This window comes from Streptomyces sp. NPDC057136 (genome assembly GCF_042670885.1).
GTDB lineage: Bacteria > Actinomycetota > Actinomycetes > Streptomycetales > Streptomycetaceae > Streptomyces.
Map to the genome: position 1 here is coordinate 252,124 of NZ_JBHUUV010000007.1, position 17,822 is coordinate 269,945.

Annotated in this window: 14 protein-coding genes and 1 pseudogene; 9 read left to right on the forward strand and 6 right to left on the reverse strand. The window is 70.2% G+C overall.

Annotated features, from left to right (window positions below):
* Window positions 1-37: 37 nt before the first annotated feature.
* The 6 genes from ACFT7S_RS12290 to ACFT7S_RS12315 all read left to right on the forward strand — a co-directional run bounded on the left by ACFT7S_RS12290 (window position 38) and on the right by ACFT7S_RS12315 (window position 5,047).
* Window positions 38-1,480, forward strand: a complete 1,443-nt coding sequence (locus ACFT7S_RS12290) for a chondroitinase-B domain-containing protein (protein ID WP_382730191.1) — start codon at window positions 38-40, stop codon at window positions 1,478-1,480.
* Window positions 1,477-2,289 (forward strand): sugar phosphate isomerase/epimerase family protein, encoded by an 813-nt coding sequence (locus ACFT7S_RS12295; RefSeq protein WP_382730194.1) that lies wholly within the window; start codon window positions 1,477-1,479, stop codon window positions 2,287-2,289. The genes ACFT7S_RS12290 and ACFT7S_RS12295 overlap by 4 nt, the downstream gene beginning before the upstream one ends.
* A gap of 50 nt (window positions 2,290-2,339) precedes the next feature.
* Window positions 2,340-2,972: an SGNH/GDSL hydrolase family protein gene (locus ACFT7S_RS12300; RefSeq protein WP_382730197.1), complete on the forward strand. Its 633-nt coding sequence runs from the start codon at window positions 2,340-2,342 to the stop codon at window positions 2,970-2,972.
* Window positions 2,973-3,097: 125 nt separating this feature from the next.
* Complete coding sequence (locus ACFT7S_RS12305) at window positions 3,098-3,799, forward strand: HemK2/MTQ2 family protein methyltransferase (protein ID WP_382730198.1); 702 nt, start codon at window positions 3,098-3,100, stop codon at window positions 3,797-3,799.
* A 16-nt stretch (window positions 3,800-3,815) separates the two neighbouring features.
* The gene (locus ACFT7S_RS12310; RefSeq protein WP_382730263.1) at window positions 3,816-4,016 is read left to right on the forward strand and encodes a CDGSH iron-sulfur domain-containing protein; all 201 of its coding nucleotides are present in this window, start codon (window positions 3,816-3,818) and stop codon (window positions 4,014-4,016) included.
* Window positions 4,013-5,047: an iron-containing redox enzyme family protein gene (locus tag ACFT7S_RS12315; RefSeq protein WP_382730200.1), complete on the forward strand. Its 1,035-nt coding sequence runs from the start codon at window positions 4,013-4,015 to the stop codon at window positions 5,045-5,047. The genes ACFT7S_RS12310 and ACFT7S_RS12315 overlap by 4 nt, the downstream gene beginning before the upstream one ends.
* Window positions 5,048-5,142: 95 nt before the next feature.
* On the opposite strand, the gene ACFT7S_RS12320 is transcribed toward ACFT7S_RS12315, so the two are convergent.
* A complete protein-coding gene (locus ACFT7S_RS12320; RefSeq protein ID WP_382730202.1) occupies window positions 5,143-5,934 on the reverse strand; it encodes a short-chain dehydrogenase/reductase in 792 nt (263 codons plus the stop codon).
* Between the two features lie 741 nt (window positions 5,935-6,675).
* On the opposite strand from ACFT7S_RS12320, the gene ACFT7S_RS12325 reads away from it, so the two are divergent.
* Window positions 6,676-9,036, forward strand: coding sequence for a putative bifunctional diguanylate cyclase/phosphodiesterase (locus ACFT7S_RS12325; protein ID WP_382730204.1), 2,361 nt, complete (start codon window positions 6,676-6,678; stop codon window positions 9,034-9,036).
* Between the two features lie 188 nt (window positions 9,037-9,224).
* Here the strand turns inward: ACFT7S_RS12325 and ACFT7S_RS12330 are convergent.
* Window positions 9,225-9,713, reverse strand: a pseudogene (locus ACFT7S_RS12330) (isochorismatase family cysteine hydrolase).
* A gap of 144 nt (window positions 9,714-9,857) precedes the next feature.
* On the opposite strand from ACFT7S_RS12330, the gene ACFT7S_RS12335 reads away from it, so the two are divergent.
* A complete protein-coding gene (locus ACFT7S_RS12335; protein ID WP_382730207.1) occupies window positions 9,858-11,042 on the forward strand; it encodes an alcohol dehydrogenase catalytic domain-containing protein in 1,185 nt (394 codons plus the stop codon).
* 30 nt (window positions 11,043-11,072) lie between these two features.
* Here the strand turns inward: ACFT7S_RS12335 and ACFT7S_RS12340 are convergent, their stop codons facing one another.
* Window positions 11,073-12,644, reverse strand: a complete 1,572-nt coding sequence (locus ACFT7S_RS12340; protein ID WP_382730209.1) for an FAD-dependent oxidoreductase — start codon at window positions 12,642-12,644, stop codon at window positions 11,073-11,075.
* A 210-nt stretch (window positions 12,645-12,854) separates the two neighbouring features.
* Between ACFT7S_RS12340 and ACFT7S_RS12345 the strand changes: the two genes are divergently transcribed.
* On the forward strand, window positions 12,855-13,898 hold the full coding sequence (locus ACFT7S_RS12345; protein WP_382730265.1) for an NAD-dependent epimerase/dehydratase family protein: 1,044 nt from the start codon (window positions 12,855-12,857) through the stop codon (window positions 13,896-13,898).
* Between the two features lie 581 nt (window positions 13,899-14,479).
* Here the strand turns inward: ACFT7S_RS12345 and ACFT7S_RS12350 are convergent.
* Genes ACFT7S_RS12350 through ACFT7S_RS12360 form a run of 3 tightly spaced genes read right to left on the reverse strand, consistent with a single transcriptional unit; the run spans window position 14,480 to window position 17,462 of the window.
* Window positions 14,480-16,111 carry a phytoene desaturase family protein gene (locus ACFT7S_RS12350; RefSeq protein ID WP_382730212.1) on the reverse strand — a complete coding sequence of 544 codons (1,632 nt, stop codon included), beginning with the start codon at window positions 16,109-16,111 and terminating at the stop codon, window positions 14,480-14,482.
* Between the two features lie 37 nt (window positions 16,112-16,148).
* Entirely contained in the window at window positions 16,149-16,622 is a 474-nt protein-coding gene (locus ACFT7S_RS12355; protein ID WP_382730214.1) for an SRPBCC family protein, read from the reverse strand.
* Window positions 16,623-16,667: 45 nt separating this feature from the next.
* Window positions 16,668-17,462: a SigB/SigF/SigG family RNA polymerase sigma factor gene (locus tag ACFT7S_RS12360; RefSeq protein WP_382730217.1), complete on the reverse strand. Its 795-nt coding sequence runs from the start codon at window positions 17,460-17,462 to the stop codon at window positions 16,668-16,670.
* Between the last annotated feature and the right edge of the window lie 360 nt (window positions 17,463-17,822).

Sequence of the window (17,822 nt, forward strand, 5' to 3'; positions counted from 1 at the left end):
GCACCACCCATCCACCAGCACCTTCACCGGAGGCATCATGCAACGCCGCACGTTCCTCACCGGCACAGTCCTGGGCGCGGCCCTCGCCGCCGTCCCGCTCGGCACCCTGCGCACGGCGGGCGCAGCGGAGACCGGCCGGGCCGCCACGGCGACGGTCAGCTCCCTGAGCGACTTCCAGAATGCGATCAACAGCGCGGTGCCCGGAGCCCGGATCGTCCTGGCCGACGGCACCTACACCGTGCCGTCCGGCACCTCCATCAGCGTCACGGGCAAGAACGGCACGCAGGCGGCACCCATCACCATCACCTCCGCGTCCCGCGGCGGCGCGGTGCTCCGCGGAGAGCGCGGATTCGTCTTCAGCAATTCCAGCAACATCACCGTCAGCGGCTTCGCCTTCCGGCAGAGCACCACCTTGGAAGTACCGGCGGACTGCTCGTTCATCCGGCTGACCCGCAACGACTTCCAGCTCGCCGACATCGAGGGCCTGCACTGGGTGATGGTGCGCGCGGACGACAGCAAGGTCGACCGCAACCACTTCCACGGCAAGACCACGCTCGGCGTCTACCTCGGAGTCGAGGGCGGGGGCAGCACGTCCATGGCCCAGCGCGTGCACATCCTCAAGAACTACTTCTCCGACCACAGCTTCGCCGGCGCCAACGGAGGGGAGCCGATCCGCCTCGGCGTCAGCCCTCGGGCGCTGTCCAGTGCCCGCGCGGTCGTGGAGTACAACCTGTTCGAGCGCTGCGACGGAGACCCCGAAGCCATCTCGGTGAAGTCCTCGGACAACATCGTCCGCCACAACACGATCCGCGACAGCCTCGGCGGTATCGTCCTGCGCCACGGCAACCGCACGAGGGTGGAGAGCAACTACGTGCTCGACGGCAAGGAGGGGCTGCGTCTTTACGGCAACGACCACCTCGTCGTCAACAACTACGTGGCCGGTCTGTCCGGACGGGCGATGGTGATCGGTAGCGGCAGCACCCGCGACCACCACTCCGGCGAGACGGCCGAGGAGCGGCGGGGCAACGACGCGTGCGACCGGGCGGTGATCGTGCACAACACCCTGTTCCGCAACGCCGAATCGCTGTCGGGCGAGACCCGGGTCTACGAGCCCCAGAATGTGGTCGTCGCCGACAACCTGCTGGTCGGCGAGGCCGGCAGCCTGGTCGCGATGGGGCCGACCACCGGCTTCACCTGGAAGAGCAACATCCTCTGGGGTGCGGCGGCCAACGGCAACATCCCCGCCGGGGGCTGCACCCGCGTCGACCCGGGCCTGCACCAGGAGTCCGACGGGGTGTTCCGCCTGTCGGCGGGCAGCCCGGCAATCGGCGGGGCGACGTGGGGGAGCCCGGGCGTGACCGACGACATCGACGGCCACCCGCGCGGCGGCACACGGGACATCGGTGCCGACGAGTATGCGACGACGACGCCGCTCCGCCGTCCCCTCGCGCCGGCGGACGTGGGCCCGAACGCGTCGTGAGTCATTCCTCGACCGCGCCCCGGCCGGGGCTGTGCTCCGTCACCTTCCGGCAGCTGCCCGCCGCCGAGGTCGCACGCCGCGCTGCGGACGCGGGCCTCGAACTGGTCGAGTGGGGAGCGGACATCCACGCGCCCGCGCAGGAACCGGACACGGTCCGCGCGGTCCGTGACGTCTCCGACCGGTGCGGGCTCACCTCCTGCTCGTACGGTTCGTACTTCCGCGCCGCTCCAGGTGAACTGGCCGGATTCCCCGCGCTCACCCGCGCCGCGGTGCTCCTCGGAGCACCGCGGATGCGGGTCTGGGCCGGCGGCGTCGGATCACGGGCCGCCTCGCCGTCGGAACGCCACGCAGTTGTGGCAGGTCTGCGGGAGGCGGCCGCGATCGCGGCGGACCACGGCGTCGAACTCGCCCTGGAATTCCATGCGAAGACCCTGACGGACACCGTCGCCTCGACTGTCCGGCTGCTGGACGAGGTGGGCGCGGACAATCTCCGCACCTACTGGCAGCCGCCGCTCGACGCGTCCGACGAGGCCGCGCTGGCAGGGCTCGCCGAACTTGTCGACCGGGTCAGCGCGGTGCACGTCTTCTCCTGGTGGCCGGGCAATCGCCGACTGCCCCTGGCAGCTCGCGAAGACCTGTGGGCGAGGGTCTTCGACATGCTGGACGAACGGCAGCTGCGACCCGATGCGCTCCTGGAATTCGTGCCCGGCGACGACCCCGACGTACTGGCGCGCGAGGCCGGGACAATGCGACGCGCGATGGCTCGCCCGCCGGTACCTCCGCCGGAGTCGTCCCGGCCCGCGCAGTGACTCCACGACCGGCCGCCTCCCACCACCCCGACGCCAGGATTGCCGAACACATGCTCATCACAGCAGACGACAGACTCCTCTTCATCGGCGACTCCATCACCGACGCGGGCCGCGACCGTACGGACCCCACCTCCCTCGGCAACGGATACGTCCGCGAGATCGCGCGGGCGCTGCACACCGGAGGGAGCCCCGGCCCGGGCCCCACTGTCATCAACCAGGGCGTCAACGGCCACCGCGTGTACGACCTCGAATCCCGCTGGACCACCGACGTCATCGACCAGCGGCCCACCGTGGTCACGGTCAAGATCGGAATCAATGACACCTGGCGGCGCTACGACAGCGGACTCCTCAGCCCGGTCGACGAATTCGAGGCATGCCTCTACCGCATCCTCTCCCACACCACCCGGACGCTCGCCGCCCAACTGGTCGTCATCACGCCCTTCCTGGTCCCGGTCACCTCGGATCAGGAAGCCTGGTACGAGGACCTGTCACCCCGCACCGACGCCGTCCTGCGCGCGGCGCGCGCCCACGGGGCGCAATTGGTCCGCGCGGACCTGCTCCTGCCCCACGCCGCCGAGGAAATCGGTCCGGCGGCACTGGCCGCGGACGGAGTCCACCCGAGCCCGCACGGCCACGAACTGCTCGCCCGTGCCTGGCTCACCGCGGTCGGCACCACCGCGTAGGCGGAGCCGGACGGATACCCGCGACCGCGATGACCGTGATGGCCGCCGCCTGGCGGTGCAGGAGTGGCGGACGTGTGCCGTGTGTCCGAGCCTGGAAGAGAGTCGTCCAGTGCGGGGGAGGTGCGGTGAGCGTTCCAGACGCCGATGCGGGGATCGTCCAGGATCTCCCGTGGCCCGGCAGGATAGTGCGTCTGCCCGGTGTGTACAGCCCGCAGGCCGACAGCCTGCTGCTGGCTGCGGCGATGCGTCGTGAGGGCATCCGGCCCGGCATGGAGGTGCTGGACCTCTGCACGGGCAGTGGGCTGCTGGCGCTCCATGCCGCCCGGCTGGGCGCCCGTGTCACCGCTGTGGACATCAGTCGGCGGGCCGTGGCATCGGCCCGGCTGAACGCCGCCCTCACGCGGTTGCCCATCACCGTGCACCGCGGCGACCTGCTGTCGGGATTGCGAGGCCACTCGTTCGACGCGGTCGTCAGTAACCCGCCGTATGTGCCCGCGCCGAGCCTGTCACCGCCGCGGCGGGGCGCCCGTCGCGCCTGGGACGCCGGGCTCGACGGGCGCATCGTCGTGAACCGGATCTGTGACGAGGCTCCTGCCGCGCTGCGTTCCGGCGGGTTGATGCTGATCGTGCACTCGGTCCTCAGCTCGCCCGAAGAGACCGTGCGACGGCTTTCCCGGGCCGGGATGGAGGCGTCGGTCAGTGACCGGATGGTCATCCCGTTCGGGCCCGTGACCCGCGGACGCCTTGCCTGGCTGCGCGCCCGCGGTCTGCTGCCGACCCATGTGGACAGGGAGGAGCTGGTGGTGATCCGTGCCCGGAAGCACTGAACCGCCGCGTCGCGTGGTGGCGGAACGAGACGGACCGATCCTCGTGGAGGGCCCGGTCGAAGTGACGACGGCCGAAGGGAGGGTCGTCGCATCCGAGCGCTTCGTCGTGGCGATCTGCACCTGTCGCCGCAGCCGGATCCACCCCTGGTGCGACACCAGCCACCGCCGGCGGAAACCCGCCGAGGCAGGTGAGGAAGGTGAGGACACCGCATCGTGACGCCTTCCCCTGAAGCACACTCTCACCGTCTCGCCTCGGAACCCGCCCTGCCGAAGGCGCGAGGAGACCTCTCCGAGCGTGTCCTCGTCGCCCTGGCGGGGCGGCGTGGCGCGCTGCCGTCCGACGAGGAGACCGGGCGCGCCGACCCGTACGGCGAAGATCTGCACCTCCTGCTGTACGTCCTCTACGAGCTCCACTACCGCGGCTTCGCGGAGGCGGACGAGAGGCTGGAGTGGGACCCCGCGCTGCTGGCGGTGCGAGCCGCTGCCGAAGGCGCCTTTCTGCGCGCGCTGCGCGAGGGCACCTCGGGCGGAAAGGACGTGGCGGAGGCGGTGGACGCGCTGCTCCTGGAGCCCGTCGGGGACGACGGGCACAGCGTCAGCCACCACCTCCAGCGCGAGGGAACGTTCGAACAGCTCCGTGAGTACGCGGCGTTGCGCTCCCTCTACCACCTGAAGGAGGCGGACCCGCATCTGTGGGTGGTGCCGAGGCTCCGTGGCCGGGCCAAAGCGGCCATGGTGGCCGTCGAGTTCGACGAATTCGGAGCCGGCAGGGCCGAGAACATCCACGCTCAGCTGTTCGCCGATCTGATGGCGGATCTCGGGCTCGACACGGCGTACGGCGGCTACCTCGAAGCCGCCCCTGCCCAGGCCCTGGCGACAGTGAACCTGATGTCCCTGTTCGGGCTGCACCGGCGTCTGCGCGGTGCGCTGGTCGGCCATTTCGCCGCCGTGGAGATCACCTCGTCACCAGGTTCCAGGCGGCTGGCAAAGGCCCTGCGCCGCGTCGGAGCCGGCACCGCCGCGCAGCGGTTCTACGACGAGCACGTGGAAGCCGACGCGGTCCACGAACAGGTGGTCCGCCGGGACGTGATCGGTGGACTGCTGGAGGACGAGCCGGGGCTCGCGCCGGACATCGTTCTGGGCATCGAGGCCACCGGACTGCTGGAGGACCGGCTGGCGGAGCATCTTCTGGGCAACTGGCGCGGCGGCCGGACCGCCCTGCGCACTCCTCTTCCGGCCTCCCGCTGAATCCTGCCTCCCGCCGACCTCGTTCAGAGCCCCTCGGTCGCCGCGCGTCCGCCCGCTCCCAGCAGGCCCGTCGGGGAGAACTCCGAGCGTGTCAGCTACTGCCGCGAGTACCGGACGACCACCGCGGGCAGGGCGGCGCGCACCACCTGCACGCCGCGCAGCCACCGGGGCACGTAGACGGTGACCGCGCGCCGTTCGACGGCGGTCACCAGGGCGTCGGCCATATACCGGGCGGGGTAGATCTTCCGGGCGGGCGGGGGCATATGGGCGCGCAGTTCACGCAGTACGGCGTGCTGGTCGGCGTCCCGGATCATGTCCGTGTCCGTCCAGTTGAGGTAACCCGTACCCACGCCGACGCCACGGGAGTCCAGTTCGGCGCGCAGTGAGTGGGCGAAGGACTCCACGCCTGCCTTGGAGGCGCAGTAGGCGCTCATCATCGGTGCCGCGCCGATCGACGCCAAGGACGCTATCTGGAGGTAGTAGCCCCGGGTGCGAAGGAGTTGGGGCAGGAACGAACGCGCCGTGACGGCGCTGCCCACGAGATTGACCTCGATCACCCGACGCCAGGTGACCGGGTCGGATTCGAGGAAGGGGCCGCCCTCGGCCACCCCCGCGTTGGCCACCACGACGGACGCGTCGCCCAGCCTCTCGCGTACCTCTTCGGCTGCCTCCGCCATCGCCGCGTCGTCCGTGACGTCGACGTGCCGGTACAGCGCGGGAGTGGGAAGCGCGGCGGCCACGGCGGCGAGTGCCTCCTCCTCCAGTCCGAGCAAGGCCACCCGGGCACCCCGGTCGGCCAGTTCTCTGGCGACGGCTGCTCCTACGCCGCGCGCGGCGCCGGTCACCACGGCGCTGCGTCCCCTCAGCACGTGCTGCTCCGCGGGCATCGGAACTCCTCGCTGTCGAGCGGTCGGGTCGCCGGGCTGTCCGGCCGCCGGATCGCCGGTCCGTTGGGCCGGCTGCCTGTTCTGCCGCCCTTCGTCCGACGCCCACCCTCACCCATGGTTTCAGCGCTTGAGCCCGTGCGCATTCCAGGCGGGCCGTCACTGCGGGCGAGGGACCGTGCCCAGCTGTCAGGAAGAGGCGGGGTAGGGCCCGGCGGCCGACAGGCGTGCGAGATGTGCCGCGTTCACGGCGAGCGTACGAGCCGTCCAGCCTCTCCATCACCCGCCGGCAGATGCTGGAGGGGTGGCCGAGCCGGATGGGAGTGGAGAGAACGAGGATGTCGGCGGCCATGACCTTCTCGCGCAGGCGGGCCAGTCGTCGCCGTCACCATGTCCACACCCGGGCGGACGTCGTGATCGGCCACCCGCACGATCTCCGCACGATCTCGCCCTCGACACCCAGACGCTCGAACTCGGCCATGACCCAGGGCTTCGGCGTAGTCGCCTGACGTCCGGTTCATGATGATCTGCCGGCTCGGTGGGGTTCCGGGAATATGACAGGCACGGCTTCCAGGACATCGATCGGTCGACGTCGGTCGGTGAGTGGATTTGCGATCTTCTGTAGTCCGGTCTTCGCTGGAAGTGACCGTTTGATGAGGCCCTGGGACGAATCGCTCAATCCTCTGTCTGCCCCGGGCCAGCGGTACCTTCGCGCCGCGAGGGCCGTGCCGCCTAGGAGGGCTCATGGACGAGCTTCACGGCCGGGTGAGGGCTGGGCGTCAAACCGCGTGGACGCTGTACCTGGCGGCGGGGGCGGGAGCGATCGTCGCCTACCTGCTCATCTCCGTGCCGGTTCGCCACCTGGTCTCCCCGCTGCTCGCGGCCTCGGCCACCGCCGTGATGCTGGTCGGGATACGCAGAAACCGTCCGCACCCGGCCGCCCCGTGGTATTTGTTCACCGCAGGGATGGGCCTGTACACCGCTGCCGACGTGCTCTTCGGCTTGTTCCAGTTCCAGGGCACACTGGTGCCCTTCCCCTCCGCGGCCGACGTGCTCTACCTGGCCGCCTACCCCTTCTTCACCGCGGGTCTGATCACCCTGACACGGGTGCAGAGCCGCCGCCTGCGCTGGGCGGGCCTGTTGGACGCAGGCATCATCACCCTGGGGGCGGCCACCCTGGCCTGGGCCTTCATCATCGCCCCCTATCTGGGCAGCCGCCTGTCCCCGCTACCGCTGGCGGTCTCACTGGCCTATCCGGTGGCCGACCTGGTGCTGCTGTGCATGGCCACCCGGCTGGTGCTCACCACCGGCACTCGCACCCCTTCCTTCCTGCTGGTCACCGCGTGGTTGGGCGCCACGCTCAGTGCCGACGCCCTCTATTACTCCACCTTGGCCACGACAGGCGCCCCGATCGCGCCAGAGGTCTCCTACACCACCTGGATGGCCTCCTACCTCTTCATGGGAGCGGCCGCCCTGCACCCGTCGCTGGTCAGGACGGCAGAGCTGGTGGAGGGGCGCCAGACGGCCCTGCCCGGCACCCGCCTGGTGCTCCTCATCCTGCTCGCGATCATGGGGCCGGTACTGGTGATAGTCGACGCCGGCGATGTCCGCGACCAGGCCATACACGTCGCGGTCATCTCCGGCATCGTTGCCTGCCTCACCCTGCTGCTGGTCCTGCGGGTCGGCCTGCTCGCTCAATACGCCCAGGGCCAGGCCGGCCAGGCGCGCACGCGTGCCGAAGCCCTGGAGAGGTCGCTGCGTGAGCAGAGGTCACTGCAGAATCAGCTCAGCCACCAGGCCTTCCACGACCCGCTGACGGGCCTGTCCAACCGGACACTGCTCTCCGAACGGCTGGAACACGTCCTGAGCCGCCCCTCGGCGGTCGGCACCACGGGCCTGCTTCTGATAGACCTCGACCGTTTCAAGGACATCAACGACAGCTTGGGCCACCCGGTCGGCGACGAGGTGCTGATCGCAGTCGGCCACCGGCTGCTGGGCGGGGTACGCCGGCAGGACACCGTCGCCCGGCTCGGCGGGGACGAGTTCGCCGTGCTGGTGGAAGAACTACGGTCCGACGCTGTCTGCGACTACGCCCAGCGGCTCCTCGACCGGTTCAAAGACCCCTTCGCGCTCTCCGGCGACCGCTCCGTCTACGTGACGGCCAGCATCGGCATCGTTGCGATCAACGAGGCGATATCGCCTTCGGAATCGCTGCGCGCCGCGGACCTCGCCCTCTACGTCGCCAAGGAACAGGGCCGCAACCGCGCGGTCCTGTTCGAACCGAGCATGAGCATCGCCCAGCGGGACCAGACCCGCATCGCCCAGGACCTGCGCTACGTGCTTACCCGGAACGAACTCACCGTCTACTACCAGCCCGTGGTCGAGCTGGACACCGGCGAGACCACAGGAGCTGAGGCCCTGATCCGCTGGGAGCCACGCGGCCGCGCCCCGATCCCGCCCGAGCATTTCATCCCTATCGCCGAGGAGACCGGCCTCATCCTCCCCATCGGCGCCTGGATCCTGCGCCAAGCCTGCCGTCAAGCCCGGCGCTGGCACGACAACGCTCCCACCCGACGGGCGCTGACCATCGCCGTCAACGTCTCCGGCCGCCAGTTCAAGGACCCCCTCTTCCCCGAAACCGTCACCCAGATCCTGTGCGAGACCGGATTCCCCGCCTCCTCCCTGGTCCTGGAGATCACCGAGAATGTGCTCATCGCCGACGCGGAAACCACCGCCACCCACATCTCTGCCCTGCGCAGTCTCGGCGTCCGCGTCTCCATCGACGACTTCGGCACCGGTTACTCCTCCCTCTCCTATCTGCGTAACCTGCCCGTCGACATCGTCAAGATCGACCAGAGCTTCGTCAACACCGTCGGCGCCGCCAAGGACAACGGCATCATCCAGGCCATCCTGCACCTCAGCCATGCCCTCGGCGTGGACACCATCGCCGAAGGCATCGAAACCTCGGGACAGGCCGACCGCCTCCGAACCCTCGGCTGCCCCCACGGCCAGGGCTTCTACTACGCAGAGCCCATGACCGCACACGCCCTGGACCAACACCTCACCACCCATCCCACACCGGAACTGCACCACCCCACCAGATAGGCACGGTGGCGCCGGAGGAGTTCGGCCGCGATGCGCACCTCGGCGATGAGGTGGCTGCCCGACGGGGCCGGCGAATCGTTCAATGTGCAGACGAGGGAAAGTGCGCGCACGGTGGGAAGTCTCCTTCGGCCAGGTGAGTGATGCCGGTCCGCCGGTTCGACGACAGCGTTTCGCCCCGACGGGGCATCCTAGAATTCGACCGTCTCCGCAGTCCGGATGGTCGCGCTCATGTTGCGCTCCATCATGCGCAGAGCGGCCTCGGCGAGATGGCGAATGTGTGCGTCGACCGCGGAATACAGCACGCACTGCTCGGTGACCTGGCCGCAGAGAACGACATGATCCACGCTCAACTGCGAGAGCAGATAGCTGAGCGGTGTTTCGTAGAAAATGGAGTGTCTGGCCTTCACGACGAACAGGGAGTGGTCGTCGGGCAGCACTGGCTTGACCAGCTCCGCGTACGCCCCGGCCAGCGACGTTTCGATGATCTCTCAGTGATGGGACCGCCATTCGCCGAAATTGTCATTGACGTAGATGACGGGAATGCTCTCCTCGCGGGCGCGTTCGAGAACGCGGACCAGGTGCGGTAGCGCGATGCGGACGGAAGGGATCAGGATTTCCGCGTCCGGGTGGTCGTACGTATTGATCATGTCGATGACGATGAGAGCGCTCTTTCCCATGGCTCCATGCTCCCGCTGTGCCGCCCCGCTTTCCGGTCGGAGCCCGTTCCGCCCTCTCACGTTTCGCAGAGGCCCTCGCGGGAACCCGTCACGCGTCCGTAGCGGAGGAGAAATGACGACTCAGCGTGGAAAGCGAGCTGCACCATGCGCGCATTGACCTACCAGGGAAAGCGGGACGTCCGGGTAGAGACCGTCCCCGATCCGCGGATCCAGGACCCGACCGACGTCATTGTCAAAATCACCTCCACCGGAATCTGCGGCTCGGATCTGCACCTCTACGAGGTGCTCGGGCCCTATCTCGATCCCGGAGACATCCTCGGTCACGAGCCGATGGGCGTGGTGGAGGAGGTCGGCCCGGAGGTGACCGCCCTCGTCCCGGGGGACAGGGCCGTCATCCCCTTCAACGTCTCGTGCGGCCACTGCTTCATGTGTGCCCAGGGGCTGCAGTCCCAGTGCGAGACCACCCAGGTGCGCAAGTACGGCACGGGTGCCTCCCTCTTCGGCTACACCAAGCTGTACGGCCAGGTACCGGGCGGGCAGGCAGAGTTCCTGCGGGTCCCCTTCGGCAACAGCCTGCCGGTCAAGGTCCCGCACGGTCCGCCGGACGACCGCTTCGTCTACCTCTCGGACGTACTGCCTACCGCGTGGCAGGCCGTGGAGTACGCCGACGTCCCGCCCGGAGGTTCGCTCACCGTGCTCGGCCTCGGCCCGATCGGTGCGATGGCCGCGCGGATCGCACTGCACCAGGGCGCGGAACCGGTCGTGGGCGTGGACCTCGTGCCCGACCGGCTGAACCGGGCGAGCGAGTACGGCGTCAAATGCCTTGACCTGCGCAGGCACGGCAAGCACCTCGGCGATGCCATCCGGGACCTCACCGACGGTCGGGGCACCGACGCGGTGATCGACGCGGTCGGCATGGAGGCGCACGGCGCGCCCGTCGCCAAAGCGGCGCACGCGGCTGTCGGGATGCTGCCCGACGCCATCGCCACGCGCCTGATGGAGACGGTGGGCGTGGACCGGCTCGCGGCGCTGCACATGGCGATCGACGTGGTGCGCAGGGGCGGCACGATCTCCGTCTCCGGTGTGTACGGCGGTGCCGCCGACCCGATGCCTCTGCTGACCATGTTCGACAAGCAGATACAGCTCCGCATGGGGCAGGCCAACGTCTGGCGCTGGGTGGACGACATCCTCCCGCTGCTCATCGACGGCGACCCGCTGGGTGTGGACACCTTCGCCACGCATCACCTGCCGCTCGAACAGGGCCCGCAGGCGTACGAGACGTTCCAGAAGAAGGCCGACGGCATGATCAAGACGCTGCTCGTGCCCTGAGGCCGTCGCCACGCCCCACAGGCGCGCACCTCAGTCGTCGAACACGTCGAACACGTCGAGGTCGCCCACGTCCACCGCTTCCAGGGGCCGGACCGCCGGGCCCTGGAGGACCGCGCCGTCGACACCGAAGCGCGAGCCGTGGCAGGGGCACTCCCAGGAGGTCTCGGCCTCGTTGAAGGCCACCAGGCACCCGAGATGCGTACAGCGGGCGGACACGGCCTGCGCCGTGCCGTCCTGGTCGCGGTAGACGGCGCAGCGGCGGCCCTTGACGCGCACCACCGCACCCGTTCCCGGGCGGATGGCGTCGACCGAGTCGACGTGAGTGACCTTGAGACGGTCACCGGCGAAGTGCTTGGCCACCTCCGCCTGCATGCCGAGCAGTGCGGGCGCCTCGCGCAGAGCGCTCCCCAGCCGTCGGGGGTCGTACAGCCCGGCCCACGGCAACCGGTCACCCGTACCCGTGACGAGCGCGCTGAGCAGACGGCCGGAAAGGACGCCGCCGGTCATCCCCCAGCCGCCGAACCCGGTAGCCACATATGTATGGCGGGCGCCGATGTGGAACGGGCCGACGAGCGGCACCGTATCGCTCGGATCGTTGTCCTGTGCCGCCCATCGGTAGGCGGTGGGCCCCACCGGGAAGCGTGCGTGCATCCAGGCGTCCAGCCGGAGGAACGCCTCGCGCGCGTCGCCGGTGCCGGGTGTGAAGCTCTCCCCGGTGACGATCAGGAGCCGCTGCCCGTCCCCGAGCGGAGCGGAGCGTACCGAACGCTTCCCTTCGTCCTCCGTGATGTACATGCCCTTGGGCGCCCGGTCCGCGTCGATGGGCGCGGCCACCACCAGCTCGCGGCGCGGGGAGAGACGGGCGAAGAGCATCGCCCGGTCGAAGACCGGGTAATGCGTGGCGACGACCACGTCCTGTGCGGTCACCGACGGCCCCGACTCGGTGGTCACCCGGCACGGTGCACCCTCGGACAGACCGGTGACCCGGCTGCGTTCGAAGATGAGACCGCCCCGTTCCACCAGGTCCTCGGCCAGTGCCAGCAGGTATTTGCGCGGGTGGAACTGGATCTGTCCGTCCAGCCGGACCGCCCCGGTGACGTCGAATGGAAGCTCGGTCCCGGTGACGTACGACGCCGCGAGACCGGCCTCGACGGCGGCAGCGGCCTCCGCCTCGATCGCGGTACGGGACGAGGGATCGACCGCGTACGAGTAGGCGCTCACCCGTTCGAGGTCGCAGTCGATCCCCAGCTCCCGGACGATGTCCGCCAGCCGTTCCACCGCGTCCTGCTGCGACAGCGCGTACAGGCGTGCGGCTTCGGTGCCCCGGGTGCGGCGCAGCCGGTCGTACACCAGGGAGTGCAGCGCGGACACCTTCGCGGTGGTGTACCCGGTGACTCCCGAGGCGATGCGGTCGGCCTCCAGTACGGCGACCCGCCGGCCCGCCCGGGTCAGCTCCCACGCGGTGCTCAGGCCCGCGATCCCGCCGCCCACCACGGCCACGTCCACCTCGATGTCCTCGGTGAGTGGCGCGTGTACGGGACTCCCGGTGCTCTCCATCCAGAAGGATTCGTCCTGTCCGGGCAGTGGGCTCGGATGCGTCATGGCGTGCTCTCCCAGGTCGGTGTCGGGTCGGCGGGCGAACCATGCGAGTGCCCGGCTCGGTCGTCGGCACACTCCGTGGTTTCCATCCGATTTGAGGTTATTTCCCCCGGCAGCTGGTTACCCGACGGGAAACGCGCGTGCCGGCGGGGGAGCCGCAGTCACCGGGGCTGCGGGGACGTCGGCCCGGCAACGGCAGTGAGCGAGCGATTCATGGTCAGCGACCCGCCCCCCGGCAAACGCATCGTGGTCACGGGGGCCACCGGCAACGTGGGGACCAGTGTGGTCACCGCGCTGTCCCAGGACCCCGAGGTCGGCTCCGTCCTCGGCTTGGCGCGCAGACGGCCGAAACTGTGGACCGAGGGGGTGGAGTGGGAGACCGTCGACCTCTCGCAGCCCGAGAGCGCCGGTCCGCTGGAGGACCTGCTGCGGGGCGCGGACGCGGTCGTCCACCTCGCCTGGCGCTTCCAGCCGACGCACGATCCCGTGGTCACCTGGCAGACCAACGTGCTCGGCTCCATCCGCGTCTTCGAGGCGGCGGCCGAGGCGGGTGTCCCCGCGCTGGTACACGCCTCGTCCGTGGGCGCCTACTCACCGGGCCCGAAGGAGGAACCCGGAGTCGACGAGCAGTGGCCCACCCACGGCTGGCCGGACGCCGCCTACTGCCGGGAGAAGGCGTATCTGGAGCGCGTACTCGACACCTTCGAACTGCGTCATCCGCAGATCAGAGTGGTCAGGATGCGGCCAGGTTTCCTGTTCAAGGAGACGTCGGCGAGCGAACAGCGCCGCATCTTCGCCGGCCGGTACGTCCCCGGCGGCCTGCTCAGGCCCGATCTGTTCCCCTTCGTTCCCGATCTGGAAGGCCTGCGCTTCCAGGTGCTGCACACCGACGACGCCGCCGAGGCGTACCGGCTCGCCGTGCTCCAGGACGTGCGCGGCGCCTTCAACCTGGCGGCCGACTCGGTGACCGACGCCCGGCAACTTGCCGAGCTGCTCGATGCCCGTGTCGTCCGCGTCCCCCGGGCCGTGGTGCGTACCGCGCTGGCGGCCGCGTGGCAGGCACATGCCGTACCGGCGTCCCCGCACCTGTTCGACGCCGTGCTGCGCCTGCCGGTACTCGACTGCACCAGGGCGCACGAAGTGCTCGGGTGGCGGCCCGCCCACACCGCGGCCGAGGCGTTGAGTGCCTTCCTGCGGGGCGTACGTCAGGGGGCCGGCGAGGACACCGCTCCGCTGGCCGGCAAGCGGGTGGGTTGACCGACCGGGTGGTGTGACCTGAGGGGAGTAGCGATGGACAAGGTGAAAGTGAGCCGGTCGGCCTGATTCTCGGTTCCGTGAGCGGGATCGTGGCCGGCGCCCTGTTCAAGACCGTGTGGAAGCGCGTGTCATGACGGGAGGCCGTGGCGGCACCACCGCCACGGCCTCCCGTATGCCTTGGCGGACTACTGACGGCAGAGGCAGAACGGATGTCCCACCGGGTCCGCGTACACCCTGAACCCGCGCTCGCCGCCCGGTCGTCCAGGTCCGCGGTGTCGCCCCGAGCGCGAGCACCTGCTACGCAGTGCCGCTCGCCGTCCAGGGTCTGCACCGCGCCCTGCCCGAAGAGGGTGTCGATGACGGGCTGCGGCAGGGCGCCCCGGCGGTGGATGTGGCGCTCGTCGTAGAAGAAGCGCATGGCGGCGGGCGCCCGTGCAGAGCGGCCACCCTCTTGCCCAGGAGCCGCGTGCGTACCGGCGCTCCACCACTGAGGCGGCGGCGGCCGGGGAGCCACGCGCAGCCGTGGAGAAGAAGGGGCAGCGTGTTGTCGACCATGCATGTCTCCCGAGTGGGGGAGGGGATCATACGGAGGTGGTCTCGCCCGTCCGGCCGCGCCGCGCGAGCAGTCGTTGGGCCCCGCTCAGCGCCGCGGCGGTGCCCCGGGTGCCACGGATCGCGGCACGAGCGGCATTGGCGCCGGGAGCCCCGTGGACCCCGCCGCCCGGATGTGCGGAGGCCGAGGCCAGATAGAGCCCCTTCACCGGGGTCTCGGGCCGTCCCGTCCCGGGCAACGGGCGGAAGACCAACTGCTGGTGCAGCGCGGCGGTGCCGCCGTTGATCGCCCCGTCACGCAGGTTGACGTCGGCCTCCTGGAGCTCCGGCGGCGTCAGGATGCGCCTGCTGCGGACGCGGTCGCGGAAGCCGGGGGCGTACCGCTCGACCTGCTGTTCCACCCGGTCCGCCATGGCCTCCCGCTCCCGGGCGCCCCACTCCCCGGACAGGCCGTCCGGCCCGGCGTCCGCCTTCACCCGCCGGGGCACATGGGTGTAGGCCCACGCCGATTCCGTGCCCAGCGGTGAACGTGTGGCGTCCGCCGTGGTCATCTGGCCCACCAGGAGGAACGGGCGGTCGGGGATCAGCCCCCGGGCGATCTGCGAAGCGAACCTCGTCAACTCGTCGACGCCGTCGGCCAGATGCACGGTGCCCGCCGTCGCGGCGTCCGGGCAGTTCCACGGAATCGGCCCGTCCAGCGCCCAGTCGACCTTGAAGGTGGCGAAGTCCCACTGGAACCGCCGCAGGTCGTCGAGGACCCGCGACGGCAGATGCTCCGGGGCGACCAGTTCCCCGTACAGGGAGGGAGCCGACACATCGGCGAGTACGGCCCTGCGTACGGGAATGGCCTCCCGGGCCGCCGTGCGGACCCCCACGGCGCGGCCCCGCTGTACGACGATCTCGGCCACCCGCTGCCCGCACCGGACGGTTCCGCCGCGTCCCTGCAAGCGCCTCACCAGGGCCGCAGTGAGCGTTCCCGCGCCGCCGACCGGGACGGGAAAGCCGTAGAACTGGCCCAGCATGGACATCAGCCAGCCGTAGCCCCCGCTTCCCGCGGCCTCGGGAGCCAGGTCCGCGTGCAGTGCGTTGCCTGCGAGCAGGAGTCGGCCGCCGTCCCCGGTGAACTCCTCCTCGCCGAGCCGGCGCACCGGCAGGATCAGGCTGCGGGCCAGCCTCAGCCCACCCGCCCCCCGCAGGCGCGCCGCCAGAACGGCGGTGGAACGGACCGGCGGAAAGGGAGAGAAGAGGGCGCTGAGCACATCGTTGCCCAGCCGGTCCCAGATATGGCACAGGTCCAGCCAGCTCTGTCCGTCGCCGGGCGCGAAGTCGTCGAGCCCGGCAGCCGTCACCGCGCGGTCACGGTCCAGGGCGGCGCACCTGCCGTCCAGCAACGGATGGGCGAGCACCCGCGGAGCATGCGTCCAGCGCAGCCCCTCTCGGGCCAGGTCCAGCCGGGCGAGGACGGGGGAGGCGGCAGCGAGGGGATAGAAGGAGCTGAACATATCGTTGACGTAATCGGGATGGACGCCCTGGTCGCTGCGTACCGCGCCGCCCGGCACGCTCTCGGCCTCCAGCACCTCCACGCCCCAGCCGGCGTCGGCCAGCAGGTTGGCCGCGACCAGCCCGTTGGGTCCGCTTCCGATCACCACCGCGTCGACCATCGCGACTCCCTTCGCGGGAGGGACGGGGGCCGGGACATCACTCGGCCGGTCCGGCGCCGGTCCGCGTGCCGGACTCGTCCGTCCAGGCTTCGACCACCCGGGCCAGCCGCGACAGCATCGCGCGGTGCCGGATCTGGATCGCGGTGTCCAGCAGGGTGTTGTGGAGTACGCCGCCGGGGCCCCTCAGCGGGTGCTCGTCGAGGAGCACCAGGGTCTTGTCACCCCAGGGGCGGATGTCGAACGCGATGCGCGCGCTGCCCAACGGCCCGCTCTCCGCCTCTAGTTCGAGTGCGTGCGGCCGGTCGATGCGCCGGACGACGGTGCGGCCCGTGAACTCCTTGGGGCCCAGGCGCACGGTGTACGTGATCGACGATCCGGTCTCCGGCCAGGTGCCCGATTCCTTGCGGGACGCGGACGTGCCCACCACCCACTTCCCGTACAGCGTCTCCTCATCCAGTACCGCCCACACGGCGGACGGCGGTCGGTCGATGATGTGGTTTCGGACGGCCATGGGTCCTCCTGGCTGGTCGGATCGGTTCGTCGGGCCGTGCCCCGTTCACCCGGCCCCCTGCAGGGCCTCCAGGCGCAGCTGCTCGCAGGACTGGCTGAGCAGCCGGGAGACGTGCATCTGGGAGATGCCGAGCGTCTCCGCGATGCTGACCTGTGTCATGTCGCGGAAGTACCGCAAATACAGAATGGTCCGCTCGCGCTCCGGCAGACGGCGCAGTCCCGGCTTCACCGCTTCGCGGTCGACGGCGACATCCATCGCCTTGTCCCAGTGGCCGAGCGTGTCCCCCAGGGAGTATCCGTCGTCCGCACCCGGCAGATCGGCGTCCAGCGACAGGGTGCGGTAGCTGTCCAGGGCTTCCATCCCCAGCAGCACCTCCTCCTCGCTCAGGCCGGTCTCCGCCACGATCTCGGCGCACGTCGGAACACGTCCTTCGCCGGTCTGAGTGAGGTCTCTGCGCGCGATTCGGACCTGGTTGCGCAGGTCCTGGATCCGTCGCGGCACATGGACGTCCCAGGTGTGATCCCGGAAGTGCCGCTTGAGTTCGCCCACCACGGTGGGCACGGCATAGGTCTCGAACGCTTTGCCCCTGAGCGGGTCGTAGCGGTCGACTGCTTTCACGAGTCCCATCGCCGCCACTTGGCGGAGGTCGTCCATCGACTCGCCCCGGTTGCGGAACCGGGTCGCCAGTCGATGTGCCATCGGAAGCCAGGCGCAGACCGTCTCGTGGCGCAGCTGGTCCCGTTCGGTTCCGGGCGCCAGAGTACGCAGCCGGCGGAAGGCGGAGTCGGTCGACGGGGTCTCGGCGTACGAACGCTCCGTTACGGAGGATGCGTCAGCCATGGTGGTCACTCCTCGACGGTGATGCTTTCGGTCACCGCGGGAGGGCACCGGCTCGGACAGGGGGCGCCCGGAGCGGAACTCCCACGGGCGTACCTCTTGTCCGAAGCACGAAAACACCCATACCCGTCGAATTGTAGACCAAACGCGCGACCGTGATCACTGGAGGTCGGCGGGCGGTACCCGGGCGACGGCGGCCCGGGTCCGTGGCCCTCAGCCTGTTCTGCCGGCCCTGATCGCTGTGGGGCCGCCCTTTCGAACATGGGGGGCCGCGGATAGCCGGAACAGGCACCGACACGCTCGCCCCCCCGCGTTTGCGCCCGGCCGGCGGCGGCACCCGGGCGGCGGAGCGGCCGTTGCCCG

Bases quoted from the DNA above. Each gene is read 5' to 3' on its own strand.
- ACFT7S_RS12290 (WP_382730191.1), top strand. From the start codon at position 38: ATGCAACGCCGCACGTTCCTCACCGGCACAGTCCTGGGCGCGGCCCTC.
- ACFT7S_RS12300 (WP_382730197.1), top strand. From the start codon at position 2,340: ATGCTCATCACAGCAGACGACAGACTCCTCTTCATCGGCGACTCCATC.
- ACFT7S_RS12320 (WP_382730202.1), bottom strand. From the start codon at position 5,934: ATGCCCGCGGAGCAGCACGTGCTGAGGGGACGCAGCGCCGTGGTGACC.
- ACFT7S_RS12325 (WP_382730204.1), top strand. From the start codon at position 6,676: ATGGACGAGCTTCACGGCCGGGTGAGGGCTGGGCGTCAAACCGCGTGG.
- ACFT7S_RS12335 (WP_382730207.1), top strand. From the start codon at position 9,858: ATGCGCGCATTGACCTACCAGGGAAAGCGGGACGTCCGGGTAGAGACC.
- ACFT7S_RS12340 (WP_382730209.1), bottom strand. From the start codon at position 12,644: ATGACGCATCCGAGCCCACTGCCCGGACAGGACGAATCCTTCTGGATG.
- ACFT7S_RS12345 (WP_382730265.1), top strand. From the start codon at position 12,855: ATGGTCAGCGACCCGCCCCCCGGCAAACGCATCGTGGTCACGGGGGCC.
- ACFT7S_RS12350 (WP_382730212.1), bottom strand. From the start codon at position 16,111: ATGGTCGACGCGGTGGTGATCGGAAGCGGACCCAACGGGCTGGTCGCG.
- ACFT7S_RS12355 (WP_382730214.1), bottom strand. From the start codon at position 16,622: ATGGCCGTCCGAAACCACATCATCGACCGACCGCCGTCCGCCGTGTGG.
- ACFT7S_RS12360 (WP_382730217.1), bottom strand. From the start codon at position 17,462: ATGGCTGACGCATCCTCCGTAACGGAGCGTTCGTACGCCGAGACCCCG.